The 25,686-nt window shown below is 61.2% G+C and carries 19 protein-coding genes and 1 pseudogene; 10 read left to right on the top strand and 10 right to left on the bottom strand.

The window, feature by feature from the left end; all coding sequences use genetic code 11:
- Positions 1–906 (bottom strand): exodeoxyribonuclease VII large subunit (gene xseA / locus CFII68_RS06820; protein WP_018611189.1); only part of this gene is annotated, 906 nt, incomplete at its 3' end.
- 255 nt (positions 907–1,161) lie between these two features.
- Between xseA and CFII68_RS06825 the strand changes: the two genes are divergently transcribed.
- The 4 genes from CFII68_RS06825 (at position 1,162) to guaA (ending at position 5,968) form a co-directional block, all read left to right on the top strand.
- Entirely contained in the window at positions 1,162–1,929 is a 768-nt protein-coding gene (locus CFII68_RS06825) for a sulfite exporter TauE/SafE family protein (protein ID WP_018611187.1), read from the top strand.
- Positions 1,930–1,999: 70 nt separating this feature from the next.
- Positions 2,000–2,548, top strand: coding sequence for a hypothetical protein (locus CFII68_RS06830; RefSeq protein ID WP_018611183.1), 549 nt, complete (start codon positions 2,000–2,002; stop codon positions 2,546–2,548).
- Between the two features lie 293 nt (positions 2,549–2,841).
- Positions 2,842–4,311, top strand: coding sequence for an IMP dehydrogenase (gene guaB / locus CFII68_RS06835; protein ID WP_018611181.1), 1,470 nt, complete (start codon positions 2,842–2,844; stop codon positions 4,309–4,311).
- Between the two features lie 79 nt (positions 4,312–4,390).
- Positions 4,391–5,968: a glutamine-hydrolyzing GMP synthase gene (gene guaA / locus CFII68_RS06840; protein WP_003198041.1), complete on the top strand. Its 1,578-nt coding sequence runs from the start codon at positions 4,391–4,393 to the stop codon at positions 5,966–5,968.
- Positions 5,969–6,163: 195 nt separating this feature from the next.
- On the opposite strand, the gene CFII68_RS06845 is transcribed toward guaA, so the two are convergent.
- Together CFII68_RS06845 and CFII68_RS06850 are read right to left on the bottom strand one after the other, a co-directional pair.
- Positions 6,164–8,467, bottom strand: coding sequence for an autotransporter domain-containing protein (locus tag CFII68_RS06845; RefSeq protein ID WP_018611178.1), 2,304 nt, complete (start codon positions 8,465–8,467; stop codon positions 6,164–6,166).
- A gap of 308 nt (positions 8,468–8,775) precedes the next feature.
- Positions 8,776–9,564, bottom strand: coding sequence for a hypothetical protein (locus CFII68_RS06850; protein WP_018611177.1), 789 nt, complete (start codon positions 9,562–9,564; stop codon positions 8,776–8,778).
- A gap of 232 nt (positions 9,565–9,796) precedes the next feature.
- Between CFII68_RS06850 and CFII68_RS06855 the strand changes: the two genes are divergently transcribed.
- From CFII68_RS06855 to tadA, 6 genes are all read left to right on the top strand, one after another.
- A complete protein-coding gene (locus CFII68_RS06855) occupies positions 9,797–11,410 on the top strand; it encodes a Fic family protein (RefSeq protein ID WP_033062803.1) in 1,614 nt (537 codons plus the stop codon).
- Between the two features lie 168 nt (positions 11,411–11,578).
- A complete protein-coding gene (locus CFII68_RS27070) occupies positions 11,579–11,854 on the top strand; it encodes a hypothetical protein (RefSeq protein WP_074849556.1) in 276 nt (91 codons plus the stop codon).
- A gap of 4 nt (positions 11,855–11,858) precedes the next feature.
- Positions 11,859–12,407, top strand: a complete 549-nt coding sequence (locus tag CFII68_RS06860; protein ID WP_033062807.1) for an AlpA family transcriptional regulator — start codon at positions 11,859–11,861, stop codon at positions 12,405–12,407.
- A 300-nt stretch (positions 12,408–12,707) separates the two neighbouring features.
- On the top strand, positions 12,708–14,687 hold the full coding sequence (locus CFII68_RS06865) for a lipopolysaccharide assembly protein LapB (protein WP_018611171.1): 1,980 nt from the start codon (positions 12,708–12,710) through the stop codon (positions 14,685–14,687).
- A gap of 198 nt (positions 14,688–14,885) precedes the next feature.
- Positions 14,886–16,262 carry a multicopper oxidase family protein gene (locus CFII68_RS06870; RefSeq protein WP_018611169.1) on the top strand — a complete coding sequence of 459 codons (1,377 nt, stop codon included), beginning with the start codon at positions 14,886–14,888 and terminating at the stop codon, positions 16,260–16,262.
- Complete coding sequence (tadA, locus tag CFII68_RS06875; protein ID WP_018611167.1) at positions 16,262–16,759, top strand: tRNA adenosine(34) deaminase TadA; 498 nt, start codon at positions 16,262–16,264, stop codon at positions 16,757–16,759. Before CFII68_RS06870 ends, tadA begins: the two co-directional genes overlap by 1 nt.
- Before the next feature lie 92 nt (positions 16,760–16,851).
- Here tadA and cmoB read toward each other — a convergent pair whose 3' ends face one another.
- The 7 genes and pseudogenes from cmoB to CFII68_RS06905 form a co-directional block, all read right to left on the bottom strand.
- Positions 16,852–17,808 (bottom strand): tRNA 5-methoxyuridine(34)/uridine 5-oxyacetic acid(34) synthase CmoB, encoded by a 957-nt coding sequence (cmoB, locus tag CFII68_RS06880; RefSeq protein ID WP_018611165.1) that lies wholly within the window; start codon positions 17,806–17,808, stop codon positions 16,852–16,854.
- Positions 17,805–18,548: a carboxy-S-adenosyl-L-methionine synthase CmoA gene (cmoA, locus tag CFII68_RS06885; RefSeq protein WP_018611163.1), complete on the bottom strand. Its 744-nt coding sequence runs from the start codon at positions 18,546–18,548 to the stop codon at positions 17,805–17,807. Before cmoA ends, cmoB begins: the two co-directional genes overlap by 4 nt.
- A 248-nt stretch (positions 18,549–18,796) precedes the next feature.
- Positions 18,797–19,397: pseudogene (locus tag CFII68_RS0126145) on the bottom strand (lysoplasmalogenase).
- A gap of 2 nt (positions 19,398–19,399) precedes the next feature.
- A complete protein-coding gene (locus CFII68_RS06890; RefSeq protein ID WP_018611160.1) occupies positions 19,400–19,792 on the bottom strand; it encodes a protease inhibitor I42 family protein in 393 nt (130 codons plus the stop codon).
- A 284-nt stretch (positions 19,793–20,076) separates the two neighbouring features.
- Positions 20,077–22,491 (bottom strand): endopeptidase La, encoded by a 2,415-nt coding sequence (gene lon / locus CFII68_RS06895; RefSeq protein WP_018611158.1) that lies wholly within the window; start codon positions 22,489–22,491, stop codon positions 20,077–20,079.
- Between the two features lie 209 nt (positions 22,492–22,700).
- Positions 22,701–24,014 (bottom strand): MFS transporter, encoded by a 1,314-nt coding sequence (locus CFII68_RS06900; RefSeq protein ID WP_018611156.1) that lies wholly within the window; start codon positions 24,012–24,014, stop codon positions 22,701–22,703.
- 430 nt (positions 24,015–24,444) lie between these two features.
- Positions 24,445–25,686, bottom strand: coding sequence for an HlyC/CorC family transporter (locus CFII68_RS06905; protein WP_018611154.1), 1,242 nt, complete (start codon positions 25,684–25,686; stop codon positions 24,445–24,447).

Below are 25,686 nucleotides of genomic sequence, written 5' to 3'. Positions count from 1 at the left end.
CTCGAGGCGCAGTTGATCGCGCATCAGCCGGTCACGCATGCGCATCACCAATCGGCGATGCAGGCTTTCGACCCGACGCACCAGGTCGCCGGCATCCGGCGCCAGCAGTTCGGCGGCGGCGGACGGGGTCGGGGCGCGGACGTCGGCGACGAAATCGCTGATGGACACGTCGGTTTCATGGCCCACGGCGCTGACGATCGGCGTGACGCAGGCATCCACTGCCCGGGCCACGGCTTCTTCGTTGAAGCACCACAAGTCTTCCAGCGAACCACCGCCCCGGGCCAGGATCAACGCGTCGAAACCACGGGCATCGGCCAGTTTCAGGGCGCGGACGATTTGCGCGGTGGCTTCGCGGCCTTGCACGGCGGTGGGGATCAGCGTCAGGGCAATCTGCGGCGCGCGGCGGCGGAACACGCTGATGATGTCGCGGATCACCGCGCCGGTGGGCGAGCTGATGATGCCGATGCGTTGCGGATGGGCCGGCAGCGGCACCTTGCGCTCGGCACTGAACAGGCCTTCGGCGCTGAGTTTTTCCTTCAAGGCATCGAAGGCCAGGCGCAGGGCGCCATCGCCGGCCGGCTCGACGGTGTCGAGGATCAATTGATAGTCGCCACGGCCTTCGAACAGCGAGACTTTGCCGCGCACTTTCACCGCCAGCCCGTCCTTCAAGGCCTGGCGCACCCGCGCGGCATTCTGCCGGAACAGCGCGCAACGCACCTGGGCGCCACTGTCCTTGAGGGTGAAGTACACATGGCCAGAGGCCGGGCGGGCGAGGTTGGAGATTTCGCCCTCGACCCAGATGTTGCTGAACACGTCTTCAAGCAACACCCGCGCACGGCCGTTGAGCTGGCTGACAGTCAGGACCTCACGGTCCAGGCCCAGTCGGGCAAAGGGATCTTTAATCATGGGCGGCATGATAAGGGGATTCGCAGGGGAATCTCCATGTGTACAGATAATTCCTCCTGTGCACTGCCTGTCAGACTGAGTCGCCGCCTTCGCGAGCAAGCCCGCTCCCACAGGTACAGCATCAATCTTGAAATCGCCGATATCCCCTGTGGGAGCGGGCTTGCTCGCGAAGGCGCTAGGTCTGTCACCACAAATGCTGGATATGCCCCCGACCTCTGGCTAAAGTCCCCGCTCTCCTCATCAAGGAAGTGCCGGATGAATCTTCTCCCATGGCTGGGCCAATGGGCCTTCGCCCCCATGGAATGGCTGGTGATCGGCTCGGCCATTGCCCTGGCCTACATCGTGTTCGGCATTGCCGGGTTCGGCACGGCGCTGGTGGCCGCGCCCATCCTGCTGCTGTTCATGCCGCTGTCGAAAATCGTCCCGCTGCTGGTCTTGCTCGATTTCGTCGCGGCCTTCGGCAACTTGCTGCCCTCGCGCCGAGATGTGTCCCGGCCGGAGCTGCTGCGGTTGCTGCCGTGCATGGCACTGGGTTGCACCCTCGGGGTGATTTTCCTGCTCAACCTCAAGTCCGACCTGTTGTTGCTGTTGATGGGGCTGTTCATCAGCTGCTATGCGATCTACAGCCTGTTGATAAAAACCCGGCCGACGCAGTTGTCGTCTCTGTGGGCGGTTCCGATGGGCACGGTGGGCGGGATGTTCGGCGCGTTGTTTGGCAGTGGCGGCTTTTTATATGCCATCTATCTGAACAGTCGCTTGCCCAAGGACGCGGCCCGAGCCACGCAAAGTGCCCTGATCAGTTGCAGCACCGTGGTGCGCCTGAGCCTGTTTATCGTGGCCGGGGTGTATGCCGAGCTACCCTTGTTGGTACTGGCGCTGTGTTTGTTGCCGGCCATGGCGCTGGGGTTGTGGGTAGGGCGTCGCTTGACCATGAAAATGTCGCGAGAGGCATTCGTGCGGCTGGTCACCTGGCTGGTGCTTGCCAGCGGTCTTGCGTTGATCGGGCGCTACCTGAGTGCTTGACCTGGCCCCGCCAGGGATTAAGCTGCCGGCCTTTGATCAGACCCTGCCAGGGAAACAGCCAGGCCTCGCCATGAACTCGCAAAGCATCATCGTTCCGAAAATTTCCACCCTGCCGGTCCACGAGCCTCGGGCCCGGGCGATCGTGCGCTGGCTGGTGCGCAAGAATATCGTCGAAGAACAACTGACCACCTGCGGGCGCACCGGCAATCGCATGGCCCACGCCATCGCCTCCGGTGCCCGCGACGTGGTCATGCACCCCGAAGCCTTGCCGTTCGGTGAGGCGATCAATGGCCTGGAGATCATCACCAAGCGCTGCATCTATACGCCGGCCAAGGGCTTTCTCGAAGAAGCCGGTTGCGCCGAGTGCCGCAAGGAAGTCGGCGAAGCGCTGTTCGAAAGCCTGGAAGACTGGATGCCGGCGCGCACCGACAACTTCACCTGCCCCGAATGCGGCCATGAAGATGACATCAACGGCTTCCTGTTCCTGCAGCCCTGCGGCTTTTCCAACCTGGGGTTCATCTTCAACAATTGGCTGGAGGCGGGGTTCAAGCAGGACTTTCTCGATGAATTCGCCGATTGGCTCGACCAGCCGGTGAGTTGGGTGAAGGTGGAGTTGTAGATAGGTACACCACAGGATGCTTTTGTGGCGAGGGGATTTATCCCCGCTGGGCTGCGCAGCAGTCCCCAAGCAGTCGACTCAATCTGCCAGATGTACCGCATGGTCTGGGTTTAGGGCCGCTTCGCGCCCCAGCGGGGATAAATCCCCTCGCCACAGGGTTTGGTGTACAACAAGAATTGTTGGTTTTAGCCCGTCAATCAGCCCGGCAATAATAGACAGAGTTTTACATTGAGCCAGACGGGGTCCATGAGTATAATGGCGCGCTTCCATTTTCCCGCTCGGGAGCCCCCGCGATGCTGCGTATCAGCCAAGAAGCTCTGACCTTCGACGACATTCTCCTAGTGCCCGGTTATTCCGAAGTACTGCCTAACGAAGTCAGTCTCAAAACCCGTCTCACCCGTGGCATCGAACTGAATATCCCCCTGGTTTCCGCCGCCATGGACACCGTGACCGAAGCCCGTCTGGCCATTGCCATGGCCCAGGAAGGCGGTATCGGTATCATCCACAAGAACATGACCATCGAACAGCAGGCCGCCGAAGTGCGCAAGGTCAAGCGGTTCGAGGCTGGCGTGGTCAAGGATCCGATTACCATCGAGGCTGACGCCACGGTCCGGGATCTGTTCGAACTGACCCGCATGCACAACATCTCCGGCGTTCCGGTGCTGCACGATGGCGACCTGGTCGGCATCGTCACCTCCCGCGACGTGCGTTTCGAGAACCGCCTGGATGCCACCGTCCGCCAAGTGATGACGCCTAAAGAGCGCCTGGTCACGGTCAAGGAAGGCACCAACAAGGACGAAGTCCGCGAGTTGCTGCACAAGCACCGCATCGAGCGCGTGCTGATCGTCGACGACAAATTCGCCCTCAAGGGCATGATGACCGTCAACGACATCGAAAAAGCCAAGGCCTACCCGCTGGCCAGCAAGGACGACCAAGGTCGTCTGCGCGTCGGCGCTGCGGTCGGCACCGGCAAGGACACCGGTGACCGTGTCGCCGCCCTGGTCAGTGCCGGTGTTGACGTGGTGGTGGTCGACACCGCCCACGGCCACTCCAAAGGCGTGATCGACCGCGTTCGCTGGGTCAAGCAGAACTTCCCTGAAGTGCAGGTGATCGGCGGCAACATCGCCACCGGCGCTGCCGCCAAGGCCCTGGCCGAAGCCGGCGCCGACGCGGTCAAGGTCGGTATCGGCCCTGGCTCGATCTGCACCACCCGTATCGTTGCCGGTGTCGGCGTGCCGCAGATCAGCGCCATCGCCAACGTCGCCGCCGCCCTTGAAGGCACCGGCGTGCCGTTGATCGCCGACGGCGGTATCCGCTTCTCCGGTGACCTGTCCAAGGCCATCGTAGCCGGTGCCTCCTGCGTGATGATGGGTTCGATGTTTGCCGGTACCGAAGAAGCACCGGGCGAGATCGAGCTGTTCCAGGGCCGTAGCTACAAGGCCTATCGCGGCATGGGTTCGCTGGGCGCCATGTCCCAGGCCCAGGGCTCGTCCGACCGTTACTTCCAGGACTCCTCCGCGGGTGCCGAGAAGCTGGTGCCGGAAGGCATCGAAGGTCGCGTGCCGTACAAAGGCACCCTGAGCGCCATCATCCATCAACTGATGGGCGGCCTGCGTTCTTCCATGGGCTACACCGGCAGCGCCGACATCGAAGAGATGCGTACCAAGCCTGAATTCGTGCGTATCACCGGCGCTGGCATGGCCGAGTCCCATGTCCACGACGTGCAGATCACCAAGGAAGCGCCGAACTACCGCGTAGGTTAAGGCCTTCAGCAAAACGTTAATCACCGGGGCTGTTCATTCAGCCCCGAGTTGTTTCTGATTCACTACATGAGAATGAGTCATGGCCCTCGACATTCACGCTCACCGCATCCTGATCCTCGACTTCGGTTCCCAGTACACCCAGCTGATCGCCCGCCGCGTGCGTGAAATCGGCGTGTACTGCGAATTGCATCCGTTCGACATGGATGACGAAGCGATTCGCGAATTCGCGCCTAAAGGCGTCATCCTCGCCGGCGGCCCCGAGTCCGTGCACGAAGCCGACAGCCCGCGCTGCCCGCAAGCCGTGTTCGACCTGGGCGTGCCCGTCTTCGGTATCTGCTACGGCATGCAGACCATGGCTGAACAGCTGGGCGGCAAGGTCGAAGGTTCGGACCTGCGTGAGTTCGGTTATGCCCGCGTTGACGTAGTCGGCAAGAGCCGCCTGTTGGACGGCATCGAGGACCACGTCGACGCCGACGGCCTGTTCGGCCTGGACGTGTGGATGAGCCACGGTGACAAGGTCACCAGGATGCCGGAAGACTTCCACATCCTGGCCAGCACCCCGAGCTGCCCGATTGCCGGCATGTTCAACGATGATCGCCGTTACTACGGCGTGCAGTTCCACCCTGAAGTGACCCACACCAAGCAGGGCGGTCGCATCCTGTCGCGCTTCATCCTCGACATCTGCGAGTGCGAAGCCCTGTGGACCCCGTCGAAAATCGCTGAAGACGCCATTGCCCAAGTCCGTGCTCAAGTCGGTACTGACAACGTGCTGCTCGGCCTGTCTGGCGGCGTTGACTCCTCGGTGGTTGCCGCATTGCTGCACAAGGCCATTGGCGATCAGCTGACCTGCGTCTTCGTCGACAACGGCCTGCTGCGCCTGCACGAAGGCGAGCAAGTGATGGCCATGTTCGCCGAGAACATGGGCGTCAAAGTGATCCGCGCCAACGCCGAAGAGCAGTTCCTGAACAACCTGGCCGGCGAGTCCGACCCGGAGAAAAAGCGCAAGATCATCGGCCGCACTTTCATCGACGTGTTCGATGCCCAGTCCAACAAGCTGGACAACATCAAGTACCTGGCCCAGGGCACCATCTACCCCGACGTGATCGAGTCGGCCGGCGCCAAGAGCGGCAAGGCCCACGTGATCAAGTCCCACCACAACGTCGGTGGCCTGCCGGAAGAGATGAACCTCAAGCTGGTCGAGCCGCTGCGCGAACTGTTCAAGGACGAAGTGCGTCGCCTGGGTCTTGAGCTGGGCCTGCCGTACGACATGGTCTACCGCCACCCATTCCCGGGCCCGGGCCTGGGCGTGCGGATCCTTGGTGAAGTGAAGAAGGAATACGCCGACCTGCTGCGTCGCGCCGACCACATCTTCATCGAAGAACTGCGCAAGGCCGACTGGTACCACAAGGTCAGCCAGGCGTTCGTGGTGTTCCAACCGGTGAAATCGGTGGGCGTGGTCGGCGATGGCCGCCGTTACGCCTGGGTCGTGGCCCTGCGTGCCGTGGAAACCATCGACTTCATGACCGCGCGCTGGGCACACCTGCCGTACGAGCTGCTGGAAACCGTTTCCGGGCGCATCATCAATGAAATCGAAGGTATTTCTCGCGTGACGTACGACGTGTCGAGCAAGCCGCCGGCGACGATTGAGTGGGAGTAAGGTTTGTCCGCACGCTCTGTTCCCTGTTCGGTAGAGCAATGCCGACAGGGTATCGATAGCGCTTTTCTGCGCAGAGGCAGTTGCGGCCTGGGACGGTTTTGATTCAGCGACGCCAGGCGCTTACGAGCTTTACCCTCAGCCTTAAACAACAAAACCCGCATTGGCGGGTTTTGTTGTTTAAGGCGCAGACGTTGATCAGAAGTCGTAACGCACGTTCGCAGTGAAGGTGTCTGCGTTGAAACCACTGCTGGTCAGGTAGTTGTACGTCCCTCCCACGCTCCACGCGCCCACGCGGTAGTTCGCGCCCAGTCCCAACTCGTAGCTGTCGCGTGCCGGTGTTGCGCCTGTAGTGGTGAACGGGGTACCGCCGAGCACGAAGGTGGAGGTGGTGCCGGCCTTGTCGCCGATGAAATCGTGCCAGGCCATCAGCTTGGCTTCCGGTTCCAGGCTGCCCACACCTACATCAAAAGCGGCCGCCAGACGAGCGCCCAGGCCCATTTCGCCGATTTCATAGCGCTGGTTGCCGACGTTGAGGGCGGCTGAGCTACCTTTTTCACGGTACGAATCCATCGATACGTTGGCATAGCGCGCACCGATCTGTGGTTCCAGTAGCCACTGCTTGTCGAGCTGGAACGTGTAGCCTGCCAGCGCGTTGACGCCGAAGATCTCACTGTCGTAGTCGGCCTTGGCGCGGGTACCGGCGATGTAGCGTTTGGACTCGTTGTCGTTCCAGCCATACATCAGCGAGGTGTCGACAAAGAAGTTGTCACGGGTCCAGTTGCCGTACAGGGTCAGTGCATGGCCGCTGACGTCGGTTTTGTTGCCCAGGTCGGATTTGACGTCGCTGGTCAGGTAGCTGTAAGCCAGGCCAACGGTAGTATCGGCGTTGAGCTTGCCGTCGGCACCCACGGCGATGCCGTTGGTGTTGGCGTCGTAGCCGTCGATACCGTGGCGGCTGTCCTGGTTGGCATCGCTGGACAGCGCTTGCAGCCATACGCCTTGTTCTGCCAGGACGTCACCGGAAGACAGACCGCTACGCGCTTTGCTGGCGCGGCGGTTGATGGCGCCTGCGACCAGGTTCTGGCTGTTGGTGGCGGCGTTGATCGCCCCACGGCTGACGTCCGGGGTCAGGGTTTCGGCAAGTTTGGCCAGGTCTTCACTGGTGGCGGCGTTGGCGAAGCGCTGGAATACCGGGTCGTTTTCGTCCAGCTGGCCCATGAGCGTGTTCTTGAACGGATTGATGGCGTTCACCGCGTTGCGCGAACCACGGGCATCCAGCAGGTCTTGAGTGATCACCTCATCACTGCGGGTGGCAACCAGTGCTTTCACGTCCTGGCCTTCAATACCGAAGCTTCTCACCTCAAGCAGCGCCGAGGAGGAAACCACGGACAGGTTCTGCGGATCTTCCCAAGTGCCAGAGTTGATGAGGGTGTAGCGGGTGCCCTGGGCCGAGGTGCGGAAGTCGTCGGAGCGAGCCTGCAGTTCGATCTGGCTGCCTGGAGCGAAGAAGGTATTGCCGGTGACTTTCAGGATCGGCGTGTTGGGCTGTGTGTTGTTATCCAGCAGCAGGCGCAAGCGCGCAGTTTCGCTGTCCATGTCGAGGTCGCCCGCAATTGTAGTCTGTGGGCGAAGCAGAGTCAGGCTGCCACCGTCGATATCGACGAAACCGGCGCGGATGGTCGAGCCATCGAACATTGCGTCCCCTTGCACCAGCACACCACTCAGGCCTAGCAGGTCACCCTTGACCTGACCACCTTGCCAGTAGAAATACGAAGGGGAGGCATTGTCGTCCGCCAAAATTGCTGCGGTGCCGCCTTCGATCAGGCCGCCTGTCTGCCTGATGGTGAGGGTGTCGAAACCGCCGGAGGTGTCGAGGCTGAGAAAATGGATACCGACTCCGTCGGCGGAGATAGTCCCGCTGTTGTTGATATCACTCTTGAAGGGAGCGCCTGTCATCTGACCGGTAAAGCGGGCGTTCTCGATCTCGATACCCGCAGAGTCGATGCCGCGAGCGGTGATAGTGCCCGAGTTATTGATGTGCGCCTGGGTCGAGGTGATCATCATGCCATTGGCATTTTCGCCAGTTACAGTGATGTTGCCGTTGTTGTTCACTTCACCTGCGGTGTTCGCCAGATACAGGTCCAGCCCCATGGCGCCGTTGCCGCTTACCGTAATGTCACCATCATTTACCAGATCGCCAGCGACGGTGGAATTGAGGGTCATGGAGATACCGGCCGGGATCTCGCTGGGGTTTGCAGCCGTCAGGTTGATTTTGCCCTGGTTGACCAGGTTGCCCGCCAGGGTCACGTCGGTCAGCTCCACACCTGCGTTTTGCGACGTCCCGGTGAAGGTGGCGTTATTGAAAACATCACCGGAGCTGCTGTAAGCCCCTGTGCTCAGGTCGTGGTTGAGGTCGAGTGCGGGTGCGGCATGGACCGTGGCAGTGGTGGCCGCGACGGACAGCGCCAACAACGAGCGGCGCAGGTGGGAAATGTTCAAGGCAGTATCCTTACAGTGCAGAAACTGACAGGGAATAACCCACGCGTCAGCGTCCGTTTTAGGCATCCCTGCCAGCTTGTCAGTGAAGTGCTGATTCAAGCGCGGGCAAATTTACACGATGCTTGTAGGATAATTCACCATAAAAAGAATAAATGAAGAAGAAATAGCTAAAAAATGCGATGCGACAGTTATTTTTTGAGGCTTTACTGCACTATTCAGCAATAAGTTGAACTTTAGATTGTCGTTGTGGTCGGGCACTAAGGTGGATGAGATTTGGATGTTTTCAAACGGACCTGCCTGCACCTAATCTAAGGATTCTCATGTGCCAACGGAGTTTTAACCCATCGGCTCCATGTCGCTTCCCACCCCCTATCATGGCTTACTCCTGGTACATGGACGCATTGGGAGAGGGGCGAGCCAAGCGCCTGTTGGTACCTATCCGCTAAGCTGCCTGGAATAATCTGGTCTGCTTCTGCGATGAGATGACGCTGGGGCAATAAGGCGAGTCGATTACGATAGTCCAGCGGATCCAGTGAACCGTCGAGTGGCGACAGTCCTTTCATCGTCGCCCACAGACGGGGACTGAGATTGCCAGCAAGGGTTTGCACCTGGGTAACATCATTGCGCTGCGCCGCTAACAATAATGCGAGGGCGGCTCCACCTGAGTACCCCACCAGTTCGAACTCCCTATTGCCATATCGCTGTTTTAATTGGTCCAGCGCCTGGCTGAGGCGGGTGACCACTTCCTGAGAGAATCGTCGATGGGTCCAGAGTGCTGATTGACAGGCTGCGGCCATGACGAACTGGCAGGGGCGTGCCAGGTACGCATTCGGTGTCGGATCATCGACCGCCAGCCGTGGCACTAACAAATTGTGCGGGCTCGGATCCAGGCTGGGTTGAGTGGCCGTCGCCCAGGAATGGCCATCGCCTTCCAGATAGACACGCAGGCGAGTTATCTTTTCTGTAGTTTGCGGCGCAAGTATGAGGAGGGGGAAGGCGTGTCCCGGTAGGACCTCCAATTGTCGGCCGCGCTCTTCAGCCAGTTGTTGCAGTGCCTCGCGCGGCGATTGGCAGGCGATGAGAAGCGCGCTGATCATCACCATCCAGGTTTTATAGAAGCAGGCCAATGTCCGGCGACAGGGAAAGCATCTACTCGTCATGAATGTTCGGCCTCTTCCTCAGACAAGCTGGCTGTCAGGGATAATCGTTTTTGTGCGCAGCTCTTGTGATCTAATCGTTTTTATCCCATCTTAACCGTTAGCTGACAAAATCAGGCGCACGCCATCATTTCTAAACCCCTGAAAGTCGTCTTGTCCGCGGAGGCCCTTTATGACCGATTTGCCCGCAGACCCGATAGGCGCCGCCTGGTTGGCCCAAACCTATGGCGTACAGCCTCTGGGGCGGCTACCCGTAACGAGTCAAGTGGGCGGGCGACGCGCAACTCAAGTCAACGACGGCTTCCGTCTGGAAACCTACACGGAGGCGATGCGACCGGATAAGGAGCCTGCCGCGCATCTGCAGTTCCATCTGCGGCATGAAGTCCCCCATCTGGAGTTCATTGCCCGTCTGTTCGAGAAAACGGGGCCAGGTTTCGTCCAGGACTGGGTTGCGACCGAGCCTACTGGGCAGTATGCGCGTCGTGCTGCGTTTCTTTATGAATGGCTGACGGGAAATACTCTGGTCGTGCCCGAACGCCTGGGTGGCAATTACGTCGATGCCATTGACGAAGCCAAGCTGGTGTCGGCATCCCGCGACCAGGTGGTGAAGGTGCAGCGCTGGCGGGTAAATGACAACCTGCCCGGCACGCGCGAATTCTGCCCCTGCTTGATCAAGACCGAGGCGGTAATGCGTGCGGTCGGACTGGACGTCCCACGCTTGTTCGGTGAACTGACGGACGAGTTCGGCGAGGATCTGCTGATGCGGTCGGCGGTCTGGATGACGTTACGCGAGAGCAAGGCCAGCTTCGCCATCGAAGGCGAGGCCGACCGGGTAGGGCGGGTGCAACGCTTTGCGGACGTGATGGCACGTCGTACAGGGCAGGGGGCGATCCCGTTGAGCAATGCCGCACTGGCAGAGTTGCAGCAGGAAATTCTCGGTGATCGGACGACGATCACCCACTTCGGCGTGCGCCAGTCACCGGTTTTTGTCGGTGAAACGGTGCGCTACCAGGAGGTCGTACATTACGTTGCCCCTGCGGCCGATGAGATCGGTGCGATGCTTGAAGGGCTTAGGGTGTTCCTCGAAAGGACGCAAGGCCAGTCGTCGGTGATGCGCAGCGCTGTTGCAGCCTTTGGTTTCGTCTATATCCACCCACTCGCTGATGGTAACGGCCGTGTACACCGGTTTTTGGTCAACGACGTACTGCGACGCGACGGCGTGATCCCGGATCCTGTGATTCTGCCGATCTCAGCGGTTATTACAGATGATGCGGGCGAGCGTCGCGGCTACGACCGAGTGCTGGACCAGGTGTCCAGGCCGCTGATGCAGGCCGTACGCGAGCGAGTAGTCTTCGAGCCCCGGCAGACGACCTATCCAGATGGTGTCGTGTCGAACTTCTCTTTTCAGGGCGCTGACCAGGCCCGCCCGCTATGGCGTTATCCGGATCTCGGGCCTCATACCGTGTTCCTGGCCAATATCATTGGCCGGACGTTGACCGAGCAGATGCGCGAAGAGTCTCGTTACCTGCGCAGCCACGCGCGCGCGCGCGCGATGTTGAAGGAGGTGGTCGAGATGCCCGATCAACAGGCAGATCGGGTGCTGCGCTCAATCGAGCAGAATCGCGGCGAGTTGAGCAATGTGCTTGCCAAGGAAATGCCCGTGCTGCAACAGGTCGGGGTGTGGGCCGAAATCGTTGATGTCGTCTCGCGGGCGTTTGCGCAGGACGGTGGAGTGGGTGCTGGCGTGATTGATCGATATCGCCCGGGAAAGCCCGTCGACCGCTGAAGCCCTTCATGCAGCTTCCCCGTCACCTTTCGCTACGATTGCCGTCTCAGCGGGCACCGAGACACGCTTATCATCGAACGGTATGGCCTGCGGATAGTGCAGCCATTCGAAATTAGTGTGGTTGTCATTTGACAACCTGACTGGTCATGCGAATACTGGAGATCACGGATGATTCGTCCAACGCATCCGAAGAAAGAAATTGAAGAAGCACTCAGGCATGCCGAAGGGCAGGGGTGGCGTGTAGACGTTGGCGGCAGTCACGCCTGGGGGCGGGTTTATTGCCCGTACAAAGAGGTGGAGTGCCGTTGTGGCGAGTTCTGCATCACCTCGATATGGAGCACGCCGAAGAACCCTGGCAACCATGCGCGAGCATTGCGACGCGTCGTGGACAATTGCACTGCGCATCGCAATCGGCGCGAGGCTGATGACGATGCTGAGGAATAGAACAATGGAATATATTTTTACCTTGAAATATCAGCTTGCTGACGATGGCTGTGCCATGGATGAACTGGTCGAGCGGCTGGGAGAAGCGGGCTGCGACGATGCCTTGGTAGGCATCGGGCAGCCGGGGCGTCTGGCGCTTGAGTTCACTCGCGAGGCGCCTGATGCGGTGAAGGCAGTGCTTAGCGCTCTGGCCGACGTCCATCGCGCGGTGCCGTCGGCCAAATTGATCGAGGTTGCGCCTGATTTGGTCGGGTTGACCGACGTTGCCGAGATCGTAGGTGTGTCTCGGCAGAATATGCGCAAGTTGATGTTGGCCCATCCAGGTAGCTTCCCGACGCCGGTGCATGAGGGCAGTACATCTATCTGGCATTTGGCAGATGTTCTGGGTTGGCTGCAGGCCAGGGGCAGCTATTCGCTTACCAAGAATGTGTTGGATGTGGCCCAAGTGGCGCTGCAGGTCAACGTTGCGAAAGAAGGTCGACGGTTGCCTGGTATGGCTTGCGAAGAGTTGGACGCTTTGGTTGGGTGGCAGTCTTGGGGAATAACGGAGTAGCCGAAGCTGGCACATGGCGATAACGGTTCCGGGGGGCTGCTGTGCAGCCCAACGGGGATAAATCCCCTCGCCACAGGGGCAGAGGCGTTTTCCAGGTGTCTGTGCCCAGCCGCTGCGCAAAGTCGTGTTTCAAATTGTGCTTAAATGCCAACTTCCCCATCGTTGCTCTTGGCTTGTCCACGTTTGTCCGTCGCTCTCTGCTCGTGAATGCGCAAAGCTGTCGGCCGCTCACAACAAGACTGCAAACTTCCATCCCAAGAACACCGTGCCGACAAACTCAGAAACGGTGTCACTGCCCTTATGTTCAAACGCATCCTGTCCGCTCTGAGCGGCAAGAAATCCAGCACGTCGACACCGGTTTCTTCCGCGCACGCTGATGCGCCGCCGCCCCAGCCGGACGAGAGTGAATTGATCACGGTCTACGACAGCTACGGTCGTGAGATGCAGATCACCCGCAACGAGTGGCGTAACAACGTCTTCCTGCCAAACCTGCGAGAGAAATGGAATTCTGCCGACGAACTCTACAGCCTGATTATCTCGGGTTTGAATGATGGTTTTGTCGCTGACTTGATTCCGGCCGCGGCACAACTGGTCGAGATCGACAGCAACCCCGAGCGCAGCCATGTCATCCAGGGCATTGTGCTGCTGGAGAACGGCCAGCTCGATGCCGCCGAAAACGCGCTGCGCACCGGGATGGCGAAAGTGGGCGCGACAGGCACCTTGCTGACCAACCTGGCCAAGGTCTTCAGCGAGCGCGGCGAGCAGGCGCTTGCCGATGAAACGCTTTGGCACGCGATCCAGGCCGACCCGAATCAAGAGAATGGCCTGTTGTGGTGGGCGGCCCTTCAGCGGGAACGAGGGGGCGAGGCGGGTTATCTCGAGGCGCTGCGTACCGTGGCTGCGTTGCCCGGCAGTTGGCGTGCGCCCTTGTGGTTGGCGCGTCATTGCCTGGAACAGAAGGACGTCGAATCGGCACGTGGGTTTTACACGCAGGTGCTGACGGCGGGTACGTTCGACGGCAGCGCGCTGATGATGATCTCGGGCGACTTGGGTAACAACGGCCAGATTCCACTGATCATCGAGCTGGTCGAGCCCGTCTATGATGAGCGCAAACACGACCCCATGGCCGGTATCAACTTGCTGCGCGCCTATCAGGAACTTGGCCAAGCGGCCGCAGGCGAGGCGCTGCTCGCCCGCCTGTATGCCCTGGGTTTTGCGCCGATCAAAAGCCAGCTTGACCAGTTTGCCCAAGCCTTCCAGCAAATGCACAAGCAGGACGCCCAAGGCGTGCCGGTGGATCCTGAAAGCCTGCAGTTCGCGACGTTGGCATTGAACCAGCCGATCTGGCACTACGGTTTGCGCAACGCCGATTGGTTCTTCGCGCAGAAACCGGAAGGGGCATCGCAAATCGGTTTCTTCGCGCTGTCCAAAAGCACAGACGGGGCAGAGCGCGCCGAATCGCAACGGGAGGATGAACTGGGGCGCTTCTCGCGCGCGATTCCTCTCTACCTGGCCGAAGCTGTGCACTACTGGAGCGACCATGTAGGCACGTGTTATATCCAAATCGTGGAAGGCGGCGGCCCGGTGCTATCGGGGGGTGAAGCCGACGGCCAAGCGCTTTTCGATATCGTGCCGCCGACGATGAAGTCCTTCATCACCGGCGAGATCGGCTGTTCGGGTGAAGGTGATCTAGCCCAATGGCAGCTTTCCCTGAGCCTCTGGGACTGCGCGACTCGCACCAGGCAAACTACCGAAAGCGGCAGCGCGACGAAGGCCGGCATCGGTGCTCTGGTACTCGACCTTGAGCAGCGTTTGCTTGCGCGCATTGGCCTGAAGCGCGAGACGCCCGTGGATTCGTTCTACCTGCATCCCACCGCCGAAGCCTTGCCGGTCTACCTGACCGAGCTGGGCCAGGCCTTCATGTTGACGCTGCTGGCGAACGGGCGCATGCCTAAATCCGCGATGTGGGGTGAGCGTGCCATGCTCGACTGGCCGCTCAACATGGCTCTTCATTGGCCCACGGTGGAAGTCGCCAAGCTGATGTACATCTCCGGGTTGGGCAAGGCCCACGATTACCAGTCGGACGTGCTCGCCGAATACAAAGAGCGCAGCCTGCAGTGGCTGCGCGAGTTGGAGCAGGCGGGCAACCCTGCATCGCGCTTGGCGCCGTTGATATGGAAGGTGTTCGGTATGCAGGCGGAGCTACACGCTTACCTGCGCAACTTGCCCGACGATACAAGTGCTGCGCACAAGGCCTGGTTGGAGCGGGTGAGCGAGTAGTCGCTCGGCTTTTTTTACGCCACGCGGTGCAAAAGCACGCTGATCGTTCGAATCATTCTCCTATCGGGAAAACGCTGGGAAAAACCACCACACGTTTTTTTCATTTTGCTTTCCTTACCGTTTCTCATCCGCGGGTGTATCGTATTCGCCTTTTGCGGGCCCAACGGTTCGCCGCGGATTCAATAGGTGGTTGCGTTCATGTCCTTTACCCGTCGCCAAATACTCGGTGGCCTGGCCGGTCTTGTTGTCGTTGGCGTGGGGGCGGGAGGTGCGTCGCGGTACTGGCTGGGCAAGCGCGCCGATGCCGAGGCCGGTCACGACTATGAATTGATCGCCGCACCGCTGGACGTCGAGCTGGTGGCCGGGCACAAGACCCAGGCCTGGGCGTTTGGCTCTTCGGCGCCGGGCACCGAGTTGCGGGTGCGCCAGGGTGAGTGGCTGCGGGTACGTTTCATCAATCACCTGCCGGTCGCCACCACCATTCATTGGCACGGGATCCGTTTGCCGCTGGAGATGGACGGCGTGCCGTATGTCTCGCAACTGCCGGTGCTGCCGGGCGAGTATTTCGATTACAAATTCCGCGTGCCGGACGCTGGCAGCTATTGGTATCACCCCCACGTCAACAGCAGCGAAGAGCTCGGGCGTGGGCTGGTGGGGCCGTTGATCATCGAAGAGCGTGAGCCCACCGGTTTCAAGTACGAACAAACCCTGAGCCTCAAGAGCTGGCATGTGGACGAGCAGGGCGAGTTCGTCGCGTTCAGCATTCCCCGTGAAGCGGCGCGTGGCGGCACGGCTGGCCGGCTGGCGACCATCAACGGCGTGGCGCAAGCGGTGATTGACCTGCCGGCCGGGCAGATCACCCGGGTGCGCTTGCTCAACCTGGACAACACCCTGACGTATCGCATCAACATCCCAGGCGTTGAAGCGCAGATCTATGCACTGGACGGCAACCCCATCGAACCGCGCCCGTTGGGCAAGGAATACTGGCTTGGCCCGGGCATGCGCATTTGCCTGGCGATCAAGGCACCGCCAGCCGGCGAAGAGTTGTCGTTGCGCAATGGCCCGGTGCGCCTGGGGACCTTGCGTTCGGTGCCTAACAGTGACGCGCCGAGCCAATGGCCGCCGGCGCTGCCGCCCAACCCGGTGTCGGAGCCGGACCTGGCCAATGCCGAAAAACTCAACTTCAATTTCGAATGGGTTGGCTCGGTGTCGGTCAATGTCGACAATGGCAAGCCACCGAGCCTCTGGCAAATCAACGGCAAGGCCTGGGACATCACCGATAAGACCTGCGCCGACCGGCCGATCGCCACGCTGAAGAAAGGCCAGAGCTACATTTTCGAATTGAAGAACATGACCCAGTACCAGCACCCGATCCATTTGCACGGCATGAGCTTCAAGGTGATCGCGTCGAACCGGCACAAGGTCGTGCCGTATTTCACCGACACTTACCTGCTGGGCAAGAACGAACGGGCGCAGGTGGCGCTGGTGGCGGATAATCCAGGTGTGTGGATGTTCCACTGCCATGTGATCGACCACATGGAAACCGGCCTGATGGCCGCCATCGAGGTGGCTTGATGCGCCAGATTCGCCCTGCCCGGATCATCGACCGCAGCCGTGACCAGGACTTCATGCGCGAAGCCCTGGCCCTCGCCGCACAAGGCGCCGCCCTGGGCGAAGTGCCCGTGGGCGCGGTGCTGGTGCAGGACGGCGAGATCATCGGACGCGGTTTCAACTGCCCGATCAGCGGCCACGACCCCAGTGCCCACGCCGAAATGGTCGCCATCCGCGCCGCCGCCCAGGCGGTGAGCAACTATCGCCTGCCCGGCAGCACGCTGTATGTAACGTTGGAGCCATGCAGCATGTGCGCTGGCCTGATCGTCCATTCGCGTATCGCCCGGGTCGTCTACGGCGCCCTGGAGCCCAAGGCCGGCATCGTGCAGAGCCAGGGGCAGTTCTTCAACCAGGGTTTCCTGAACCATCGGGTGATGTACGAGGGCGGGGTGTTGGCCGAGGAATGCAGCACCATGCTGAGTGAGTTCTTCAAGGCCCGAAGAGCCAAATCCTCAGACTAAACACTTATCTCCTGTGGGAGCGAACCTCTGTAGGAGTGAACCTTTGTGGGAGCAAGGCTTGCCCCCACAGGGGGGATTTGTGGCTGTCTGGGTTATTTCCGCGCCACAATCACCGCCCGCATCGGCGCCGGCAGCCCTTCGATGGTTTTGCTGTGGTCGGCGGGGTCGAGGAAGTCGCTCAGCGACTGATACTTCATCCACTCGGTGCTGCGCTGTTCCTCTACGGTGGTCAGGCTCACGTCCACACAACGCACGTCGCTGAACCCGGCGCGGCGCAGCCAGCGCTCCAGGGCCGGGACTGACGGCAGGAACCATACGTTACGCATCTGCGCGTAGCGGTCCTCGGGCACCAGCACCTGGTGTTCGTCGCCCTCGATCACCAGGGTTTCCAGCACCAGTTCGCCGCCTTTGACCAGGCAATCCTTCAAGGCCAGCAGGTGCTCGATTGGCGAGCGACGATGGTAGAACACGCCCATGGAAAACACCGTGTCGAAGCCTTCCAGCTCGGGTGGCAGGGCTTCGAAGGGGAATGGCAGATGCCAGGCGTTGGGCTGCGACAGGTAGCGCTGCACCGCCTGGAACTGGCAGAAGAACAGCCAATTGGGGTCGACGCCGATCACCGTGTCCGCCCCGGCGCCGAGCATCCGCCACATGTAGTAGCCGTTGCCGCAGCCCACATCGAGGATGCGCTTGCCTTTCAGGTCCAGGTGCGGGGCCACCCGTGACCACTTCCAGTCCGAGCGCCATTCGGTGTCCACGTGCACGCCAAACAGGTCGAAAGGGCCTTTGCGCCATGGCGACAGGCCCATCAACGCGGTACGCATTTGCGCACGGGTTTCGTCGGAACAATCGGTGTCGAGCGTCAGACCATTCAGCAGGTCGACTGTGGTGGGTTGCAAGGCCGGCAGCGCATCGAGCGCGCTTTGCCAACGCTCCAGATCGCCATGGCCCTTTTCCATCTTGCTGTCGAGTTGCGTCTGCAGCGTCGCGGCCCAATCGGCCAGGGGCGTGCCGGCCAGATGGCGGGCGAGGGGGGACAGATCAATCATGGCAGGGCAATCAACGAGGCGAAGTTAAGACACTGGAACCACGGCACGACTTTCGAGAACCCGGCTGCCAGCAGGCGCTCGCGGTGTTCTTCGAGGCTGTCGGGCTTCATGACGTTTTCGATGGCGCTGCGTTTCTGGGCAATTTCCAACTCGCTGTAGCCGTTGGCGCGCTTGAACGCCACGTGCAGGTCGGTGAGCAGGGCGTGTTCCTCGGCATCGTTGAACCGCAATTTTTCCGACAGGATCAGGGCGCCGCCCGGCAGCAGGGACTGGCGGATGCGGCTCAACAATGCGGTGCGCTGGTCCGGCGCGATGAATTGCAGGGTGAAGTTCAGTGCCACCACCGAGGCCGGCTGGAACGTCAGGGCGAGGATGTCGCCTTCGATCACTTCCACCGGCAGCAGCTCCTGGAACATCGAGTCCTGGCCGTTGAGGTATTCGCGGCAGCGCTCGACCATGGCCGCCGAGTTATCCACAGCGATTACCCGGCAACCGTCCGTGCGCACGTGGCGGCGCAGGGCCTGGGTCACGGCGCCCAGGGACGAGCCCAGGTCGTAGAGCACGCTGCCCGGCTGGGCGAATTGCGCGGCGAGCACGCCGAGGTTTTCGACGATGGTCGGGTAACCCGGCACCGAACGCTTGATCATGTCCGGAAACACCCGCACCACGTCCTCGTTGAAGGCGAAGTCCGGCACTTGGGCCAGGGGTTGGGCGAATAGGCGATCGGGATCTTTGCTCACGGCGGTTCCAGCGGCATGGGTGGTGAAAAGGCCGGCATTTTAACCAAAAAACCTGTGGGAGCGAGCTTTGTGGGAGCAAGGCTTTGTAGGAGTAAGGTTTTGTGGGAGTAGGGCTCTGTGGGAGCAAGGCTTGCCCGCGATGAACGATAATGCGGTCTTGCTATAGACCGCGGTGCCTTCATCGCGGGCAAGCCTTGCTCCCACAGATCCTTGCTCCCACAGAGCTTTGTTCCCATATTTATCTTTGTTCAGTGTGGCTTTTGGGTAAACGCCGACGCCGTAATCCCCCACTGGCCCAGCCAGTAACTGACGATGATCAGGTAAGGCGCGGCATGGAAGGGCTGACACAAACGCCAGCGCCCCGGCGGCGGCCAGCCAGGCCGAGCGTTTCGGCACGCCGGTGCCCAGTCGCGCCAACGCTCGCCAAAGCATGGCGCTGATGGCCAGGCCGTAGACAATCACCGGCACCAGCAACGGCCCGAGGCCGTTCGACACCAGGATCCCCAACAGCACCGCGCCGATGCCCAAGGCCAGGGCCAATGGCAGCAGTGCCGGGCGGCGGCAGTCGCTGAGGTAGGCTTTCAGGTAGGCCAGGTGCGCCAGCAGAAACGCGCCGAGGCCGAACACGAACAGATCCCCCGGCCAGGCCAGCAACACGTCGCCCACCAGCGAAAAAATCAGCCCGAGGCTGATCCAGCGCCGATAGTCACTGGGCGGCGCATCGTGCAGCCAGCCGAGCAGGGCCAGGACCGGCATGGGCTTGACCAGCAGGCACAACAGCGTGGCGTGCACGGTCAGGCCGTACAGGTAGGTGGCTGCGCCCATCAATGCAAGGATCAGCCAACCCACGGTCAGTTCACCGCAATGGCGCAGTCAAACGTTTCCACGGGCGGTACTTCCGGGGCCCAGGGCTGTTGATAAGTCAGGCGCAAGCGCCCGGTGCCAGCGCTGAACGCCTGGAAGCGCCAGGTCGAGACACCTGCGGCGCCGACGATACCGGCGTCTTCCGGGTTGCGATAAACCTCCGGCCCCAAGCCTTTGAGCACGCCACCGGCCGAATCCTGGATCGCCCAGCGATAACCGGTAGTGGGGTTGCTGGGCAAGCTCAGGATCAGGTTCTGCCCGTTATTGAGCCTTACCGGGCACTGGCTCAGTTTTTCCACGGTCACGTTGTTGCTGGTTTGCGTGGCGCAGGCACTCAACAGGGCGAGGCTGAGGGGGGCGAGCAGGCGGGTGGGGAACATAAGGGTGGTGGCTCCGGCATTCACGACGAACGGCGAGCATAACCGAAGATGCTACTGGGTGTGTCAGGTGGGCATATGTTGTTGCTGATAACGCCTTCGCGGGCAAGCCTTGCTCCCACAATGGATCTTTGTTGCAGACAAAATCTGTGAGCGACATTTAACCCTGTGGGGCAAGGCTTGCTCCCACTGTGGATCTTTGTCGCACACAAAATCTGTGAGCGACATTTAACCCTGTGGGAGCAAGGCTTGCCCGCGATGGCGCCCGCACAAGCGCTAGAGAAATATCAGAACAACACCTTGGCCACATCCGCAAACCGCTTGGCAAAGTGCACCGTGACACCTTCCTTGAGGTAGTCCGGCAGTTCTTCGAAGTTGCCCCGGTTGGCTTCCGGCAGGATCAGCTCGTTGATTTTCTGCCGCCGCGCCGCGATGACCTTCTCGCGCACCCCGCCAATCGGCAGGACGTGCCCGGTGAGGGTCAGTTCGCCGGTCATGGCCACGCCTTTTTTCGGCGGCTGGTTGCGGGCCAGGGACAGCAACGCGCTGGCCATGGTCACGCCGGCGCTCGGGCCGTCCTTGGGCGTGGCGCCTTCCGGTACGTGCAGGTGAACGAAGGCCTCGTCAAAGAACTTCGGATCGCCACCAAATTGCTTCAGGTGCGAACTGACGTAGCTGTGGGCGATTTCCGCCGATTCCTTCATCACGTCCCCCAGTTGCCCGGTCAGCTTGAAGCCGCGATTGAGGGTGTGGATGCGCGTTGCTTCGATCGGCAAGGTCGCGCCGCCCATGCTGGTCCAGGCCAGGCCGGTAATCACGCCGATGCCGGACAACACCTGCTCGTTGCGGAACACCGGTTTACCCAGCGAGGCCTCGAGGTCCTTCGGCCCGAGCTTGATCATGGCCTTGGGGTCGTCGATCAGCTTCATCACCGCCTTGCGCACCAGTTTGCCCAGCTGTTTTTCCAGCTGTCGCACCCCGGCTTCACGGGCATAACCGTCGATCAGGGCCTTGAGGGCGCTGTCGTTGATGCTCAGGCTGCCCTTGGACACGCCGGCCTTGGCCAGTTGCTTGGGCCACAAGTGACGCTTGGCGATGGCGACTTTTTCTTCGGTGATGTAGCCCGACAGGCGGATCACTTCCATCCGGTCCAGCAGCGGGCCGGGGATCGAGTCCAGAGTGTTGGCGGTGCAGACGAAGAGCACTTTCGACAGGTCCAGGCGCAGGTCCAGGTAGTGGTCGAGGAATTCGACGTTCTGCTCCGGGTCGAGGGTCTCCAGCAGGGCCGAGGCCGGGTCGCCCTGGTAGCTCTGGCCCATCTTGTCGATCTCGTCGAGCATGATCACCGGGTTCATCACTTCGACATCTTTCAGTGCCTGCACCAGCTTGCCCGGCTGGGCGCCGATGTAGGTGCGCCGATGCCCCTTGATCTCGGCTTCATCACGCATGCCGCCGAGGCTGAAACGGTAGAACGGTCGCCCGAGGGACTCGGCGATGGATTTGCCGACACTGGTCTTGCCCACGCCCGGCGGACCCACCAGCAGCACGATGGAACCGCTGATCTCGCCTTTGTAGGCGCCAACGGCGAGGAATTCGAGGATGCGCTCCTTGATGTCGTCCAGGCCGGCGTGGTGCTGGTCGAGCACCTTGCGCGCATGCTTGAGGTCGAGTTTGTCCTGGCCATACACGCCCCACGGCACCGAGGTCGCCCAATCCAGGTAATTGCGGGTGACGGCATATTCCGGCGAGCCGGTTTCCAGGATCGAGAGTTTGTTCATTTCCTCTTCGATGCGTTTCTGCGCCTGGGCCGGCAGCACTTTGCCTTCGAGCCGCTGCTCGAACTGTTCGATATCGGCGCTGCGGTCGTCTTTGGTCAGCCCCAGCTCCTGCTGGATGACCTTGAGCTGCTCCTTGAGGAAGAACTGGCGCTGATGTTCGCCGATCTTGTTGTTGACCTCGGCGGAAATTTCTTTTTGCAGCCGCGCCACTTCGACTTCCTTGCGCAGCATCGGCAGGACTTTTTCCATGCGCTTGAGCATGGGCACGCAGTCGAGCACTTCCTGCAGTTCATTGCCGGTGGCGGAGGTGAGCGCAGCGGCAAAGTCGGTCAGCGGCGAAGGGTCGTTGGGGCTGAAGCGGTTGAGGTAGTTCTTCAGCTCTTCGCTGTACAGCGGGTTGAGCGGCAGCAGTTCCTTGATCGCGTTGATCAGCGCCATGCCGTAGGCCTTGACCTCATCGGTCGGCTCGCTCGGCTGGTGCGGGTATTCGACTTCCACCAGGTACGGGGGGCGATGGTGCTTGAGCCAGGTGCGGATACGCACGCGGGTCAGGCCCTGGGCGACGAATTGCAATTTGCCGCCTTCCCGGCTGGCGTGGTGCACCTTCACCAGCGTGCCGTACAGCGGCAGTTTCGAGGTGTCGAAATGGCGCGGGTCTTCCTGGGGCGAGTCCATGAAGAACAGCGCCAGGGAGTGATGGTCGGACTTGGCTACCAGCTCCAGGGTCTCGGCCCATGGTTCTTCGTTGACGATGACCGGCAACACCTGGGCCGGGAAGAATGGACGATTGTGGATCGGGATGATGTAGACCTTGTCCGGCAAATTCTGGCCAGGCAGGGCCAGGCCGGTGCCGGAGGAGGTGTGTTCGATGTGTTCGGAGTCAGCGTAATCGTGAGTGGCTTCTGTAGAGTGCTGGTCGCTCATGGGGCACCTGCGCAATGGGGTATGGGTCTTAGATGGGGCAGGTGGGGGGTGGTTTCAATGGAGGGTGATTGTTAGCGGTTATTTCATTGGCCGGTTCTGCCCCGTAGGAGCTGCCGAGCGAAGCGAGGCTGCGATCTTTCCCCTGACGCTTGAGTCTCAAGTGAAAGATCAAAAGATCGCAGCCTGCGGCAGCTCCTACGGGAGGCGCGTCAGGCGACTCGGTTCAAGTCGTTATGACGCGTCTCCTTCAGGCACAGCACGGCGATCACACTAAGCAGCGCGGCCGCTGAAACATAACCCCCGACATAGCTCAAACCGCCCATCGCCACCAGTTTCTGGGCGAAGAATGGCGCGGCCGAGGCGCCGACGATGCCGCCCAGGTTGTAGGCCGCCGAGGCACCGGTGTAGCGCACGTGGGTCGGAAACAGTTCTGGTAGCAAGGCGCCCATGGGGGCGAAGGTCACCCCCATCAGGAACAGCTCGATGCACAGGAACAGCGCCACGCCGCCGGTCGAGCCGTGGGTCAACAAGGGTTCCATGAGGAAACCCGAGGCAATCGCCAATACGCCGCCGATGATCAGCACCGGCTTGCGGCCGTAGCGGTCGCTGGCCCAGGCCGACAGGGGCGTAGCGGCGGCCATGAACAGCACGGCAAAGCACAGCAGGCCCAGGAAGGTCTCGCGGCTGTAGCCGAGGGTGGACACGCCGTAGCTCAGGGAAAACACCGTCGAGATATAGAACAGCGCGTAACACACCACCATCGCCGCCGCGCCCAGCAAGGTTGGCGCCCAGTACTGGCTGAACAGCTCGACCAACGGCACCTTCACTCGCTCCTGGCGGGCCATGGCATTGGCGAACACCGGGGTTTCGTGGAGCTTGAGCCGCACATAGAGGCCGACGATCACCAGCACGGCACTGAGCAGGAACGGAATCCGCCAGCCCCAGGCGCGGAACTGCTCGTCGTCAAGGGTCATGGCCAGGGTCAGGAACAGCCCGTTGGCCGCCAGGAAGCCGATGGAGGGCCCCAGCTGGGGGAACATGCCGAACCAGGCACGCTTGCCCTTGGGCGCGTTCTCGGTGGCGAGCAGCGCCGCCCCGCCCCATTCACCGCCCAACCCCAGGCCCTGGCCGAAACGCAGCACGCACAGCAGGATCGGCGCCCAGGCGCCAATGCTGGCGTAGCCCGGCAGCACGCCGATGAGCGTGGTGCACACACCCATCAGCAGGAGGGACGCCACCAGCGTCGACTTGCGCCCGATCCGGTCGCCGAAATGACCGAACAGCGCAGAGCCCAACGGGCGTGCGAGGAAGGCGATGCCGAACGTCAGGAAGGACGACAGCATCTGTGCCGTGCCTGAGGTTTGCGGGAAGAACACCGGCCCGATCACCAGGGCCGCAGCCGTGGCGTAGACGTAGAAGTCGTAGAACTCGATGGCGGTGCCGATGAAACTCGCGGTGGCCACGCGGGTGGCCGAATTTGTCGGCTGGGCAGACACAGCCTCGTTGCAGGTAGCGGTCGTCATGCGGTTATCCCTGACAGTCATGTGCTCCGTTGGAGCGAATTATTATGGTCGAACACCCAGGGATGTGGGCGGGTATCCTTTCGCTGTTTCGGGTAGGAACAGTTGCAGGACTGATGCGGATTTTGCCGATGGTCGGGCCGGAACCGGCTGGGTGCGGGTAAGCACGGGGTTCGGGCGGGGCTGGGTAAGCGGCTTGAGTATAGGAAGGGGGCTAACGATTCAACAAGTGAGCCCGCACACAATATTGAAGCGTGCGCTGGGCTTTTTGTGGCGAGGGGATTTATCCCCGCTGGGCTGCGAAGCAGCCCCAAATACAGTCAACTCAATTTTGCCTGGCACACCGAGTTGCCGGGTTTTAGGGCTGCTTCGCAGCCCAGCGGGGATAAATCCCCTCGCCACAACTGTGTTTTACCTTGAGCCTGGGGGGGATTCAGGAAGCCGTGGGCACCGAACTGTTATGCCACGCCAGCACCTGGCTGACACGGTTGTCCACGGTTTCGATGATTTCCAGCCGATAACGGCCGATCTTCAGGCACACCGGGCTTTCGGGGATGGTTTCCAGGGCTTCGGTCACCAGCCCGTTGAGGGTCTTGGGGCCGTCGCAAGGCAGGTGCCAGCCCAGGGTCCTGTTCAATTCGCGGATCGACGCCGCGCCATCGATCATCAGGCGACCATCGGGCTGGGGATGGATGTGGGGGTTATCGAGGCTGTGCTCGCTCTCGAATTCGCCGACGATTTCTTCCAGGATGTCTTCCAGGGTGACGATGCCCAGCACTTCGCCGTACTCGTCCACCACCATGCCCAGGCGCCGCTGCTGCTTGTGGAAATTCAGCAATTGCAGTTGCAGTGGCGTGCTTTCGGGGACGAAGTAGGGCTCGTGGGAGGCGGTCAGTAGCGCTTCCTTGGTCAGGCTCGCGTCCGCCAGCAAATGACGGATCTGGCGCGTGTTGAGCACCGCTTCGACCTGGTTGATGTCGCTGTGGAACATCGGTAGGCGGGTACGCCGGTTCAGGCGCAACTGTTCAATGATCTCGCCGATGGGGTCGTCGAGGTTGATCCCATCGACCTCGCTGCGGGGCACGAGGATATCGTTGACGGTGATGTTGTCCAGGGCGTGTATGCCGGAAATCGGGTGCAGCCGGCCGCCGCCGTGTTCAGGTTCGTGTTCGCTGCGCGGTGGCGCGGGCATTTCGTCGTCGCTCTGTTGCACCATGCTGGCCTTGCGCGCAAAGGGGCGCAGCAAAAATTGGCTGGCACCATTCAACAGCCAGGCAAACGGATAGAGGATCTTCAACGGTATGCCCAGCAAGGCGTTGCCCAGGGCCAGCACCGCTTCGGGTTGGCGGGTGGCCAAGGTGCGCGGCAGGTAGTCGGCAAACACCAGCAGGGCAGCGCCGCTGCCGAGCCAGGCTACCCAAGGGCCGTTTTCCAGCCAGGTAAAGATCGCCAGTAAGGTGCCGATGACCACGGCCAGGGTGCGGCAGAGGGTATTGCACAGGATCAGGCTGGCCAACGGGAACGTCAGCGCTGCCAGTGGTTTGTCACTGGCGCGCGAAGCTGTGCGCTGGGCCAGCAGGTGCTGCTGGGCGGCTTCGATGGCGGTGAACAGGGCCGACCAGAGGATCAGCACCACCAGCACGGCAAACAGCGGCGCCACGGGCAACGTATCCAT

Origin of the sequence: Pseudomonas sp. CFII68, from assembly GCF_000416195.1 — a bacterium.
GTDB lineage: Bacteria > Pseudomonadota > Gammaproteobacteria > Pseudomonadales > Pseudomonadaceae > Aquipseudomonas > Aquipseudomonas kilonensis.
Note: the sequence above shows the minus strand (reverse complement) of the source record. Positions and strands in the feature narration are given on the sequence as shown.

Excerpts from the sequence above, each read along its gene's own strand:
- lon (WP_018611158.1), bottom strand. The coding sequence starts at position 22,491 with ATGAGCGACCAGCACTCTACAGAAGCCACTCACGATTACGCTGACTCC.
- CFII68_RS06900 (WP_018611156.1), bottom strand. The coding sequence starts at position 24,014 with ATGACGACCGCTACCTGCAACGAGGCTGTGTCTGCCCAGCCGACAAAT.
- CFII68_RS06905 (WP_018611154.1), bottom strand. The coding sequence starts at position 25,686 with ATGGATACGTTGCCCGTGGCGCCGCTGTTTGCCGTGCTGGTGGTGCTG.
- CFII68_RS06865 (WP_018611171.1), top strand. The coding sequence starts at position 12,708 with ATGTTCAAACGCATCCTGTCCGCTCTGAGCGGCAAGAAATCCAGCACG.
- CFII68_RS06870 (WP_018611169.1), top strand. The coding sequence starts at position 14,886 with ATGTCCTTTACCCGTCGCCAAATACTCGGTGGCCTGGCCGGTCTTGTT.
- CFII68_RS06860 (WP_033062807.1), top strand. The coding sequence starts at position 11,859 with ATGGAATATATTTTTACCTTGAAATATCAGCTTGCTGACGATGGCTGT.
- guaB (WP_018611181.1), top strand. The coding sequence starts at position 2,842 with ATGCTGCGTATCAGCCAAGAAGCTCTGACCTTCGACGACATTCTCCTA.
- tadA (WP_018611167.1), top strand. The coding sequence starts at position 16,262 with ATGCGCCAGATTCGCCCTGCCCGGATCATCGACCGCAGCCGTGACCAG.
- CFII68_RS06825 (WP_018611187.1), top strand. The coding sequence starts at position 1,162 with ATGAATCTTCTCCCATGGCTGGGCCAATGGGCCTTCGCCCCCATGGAA.
- cmoB (WP_018611165.1), bottom strand. The coding sequence starts at position 17,808 with ATGATTGATCTGTCCCCCCTCGCCCGCCATCTGGCCGGCACGCCCCTG.
- CFII68_RS06890 (WP_018611160.1), bottom strand. The coding sequence starts at position 19,792 with ATGTTCCCCACCCGCCTGCTCGCCCCCCTCAGCCTCGCCCTGTTGAGT.
- guaA (WP_003198041.1), top strand. The coding sequence starts at position 4,391 with ATGGCCCTCGACATTCACGCTCACCGCATCCTGATCCTCGACTTCGGT.
- CFII68_RS06855 (WP_033062803.1), top strand. The coding sequence starts at position 9,797 with ATGACCGATTTGCCCGCAGACCCGATAGGCGCCGCCTGGTTGGCCCAA.
- CFII68_RS06850 (WP_018611177.1), bottom strand. The coding sequence starts at position 9,564 with ATGATCAGCGCGCTTCTCATCGCCTGCCAATCGCCGCGCGAGGCACTG.
- CFII68_RS06830 (WP_018611183.1), top strand. The coding sequence starts at position 2,000 with ATGAACTCGCAAAGCATCATCGTTCCGAAAATTTCCACCCTGCCGGTC.
- CFII68_RS27070 (WP_074849556.1), top strand. The coding sequence starts at position 11,579 with ATGATTCGTCCAACGCATCCGAAGAAAGAAATTGAAGAAGCACTCAGG.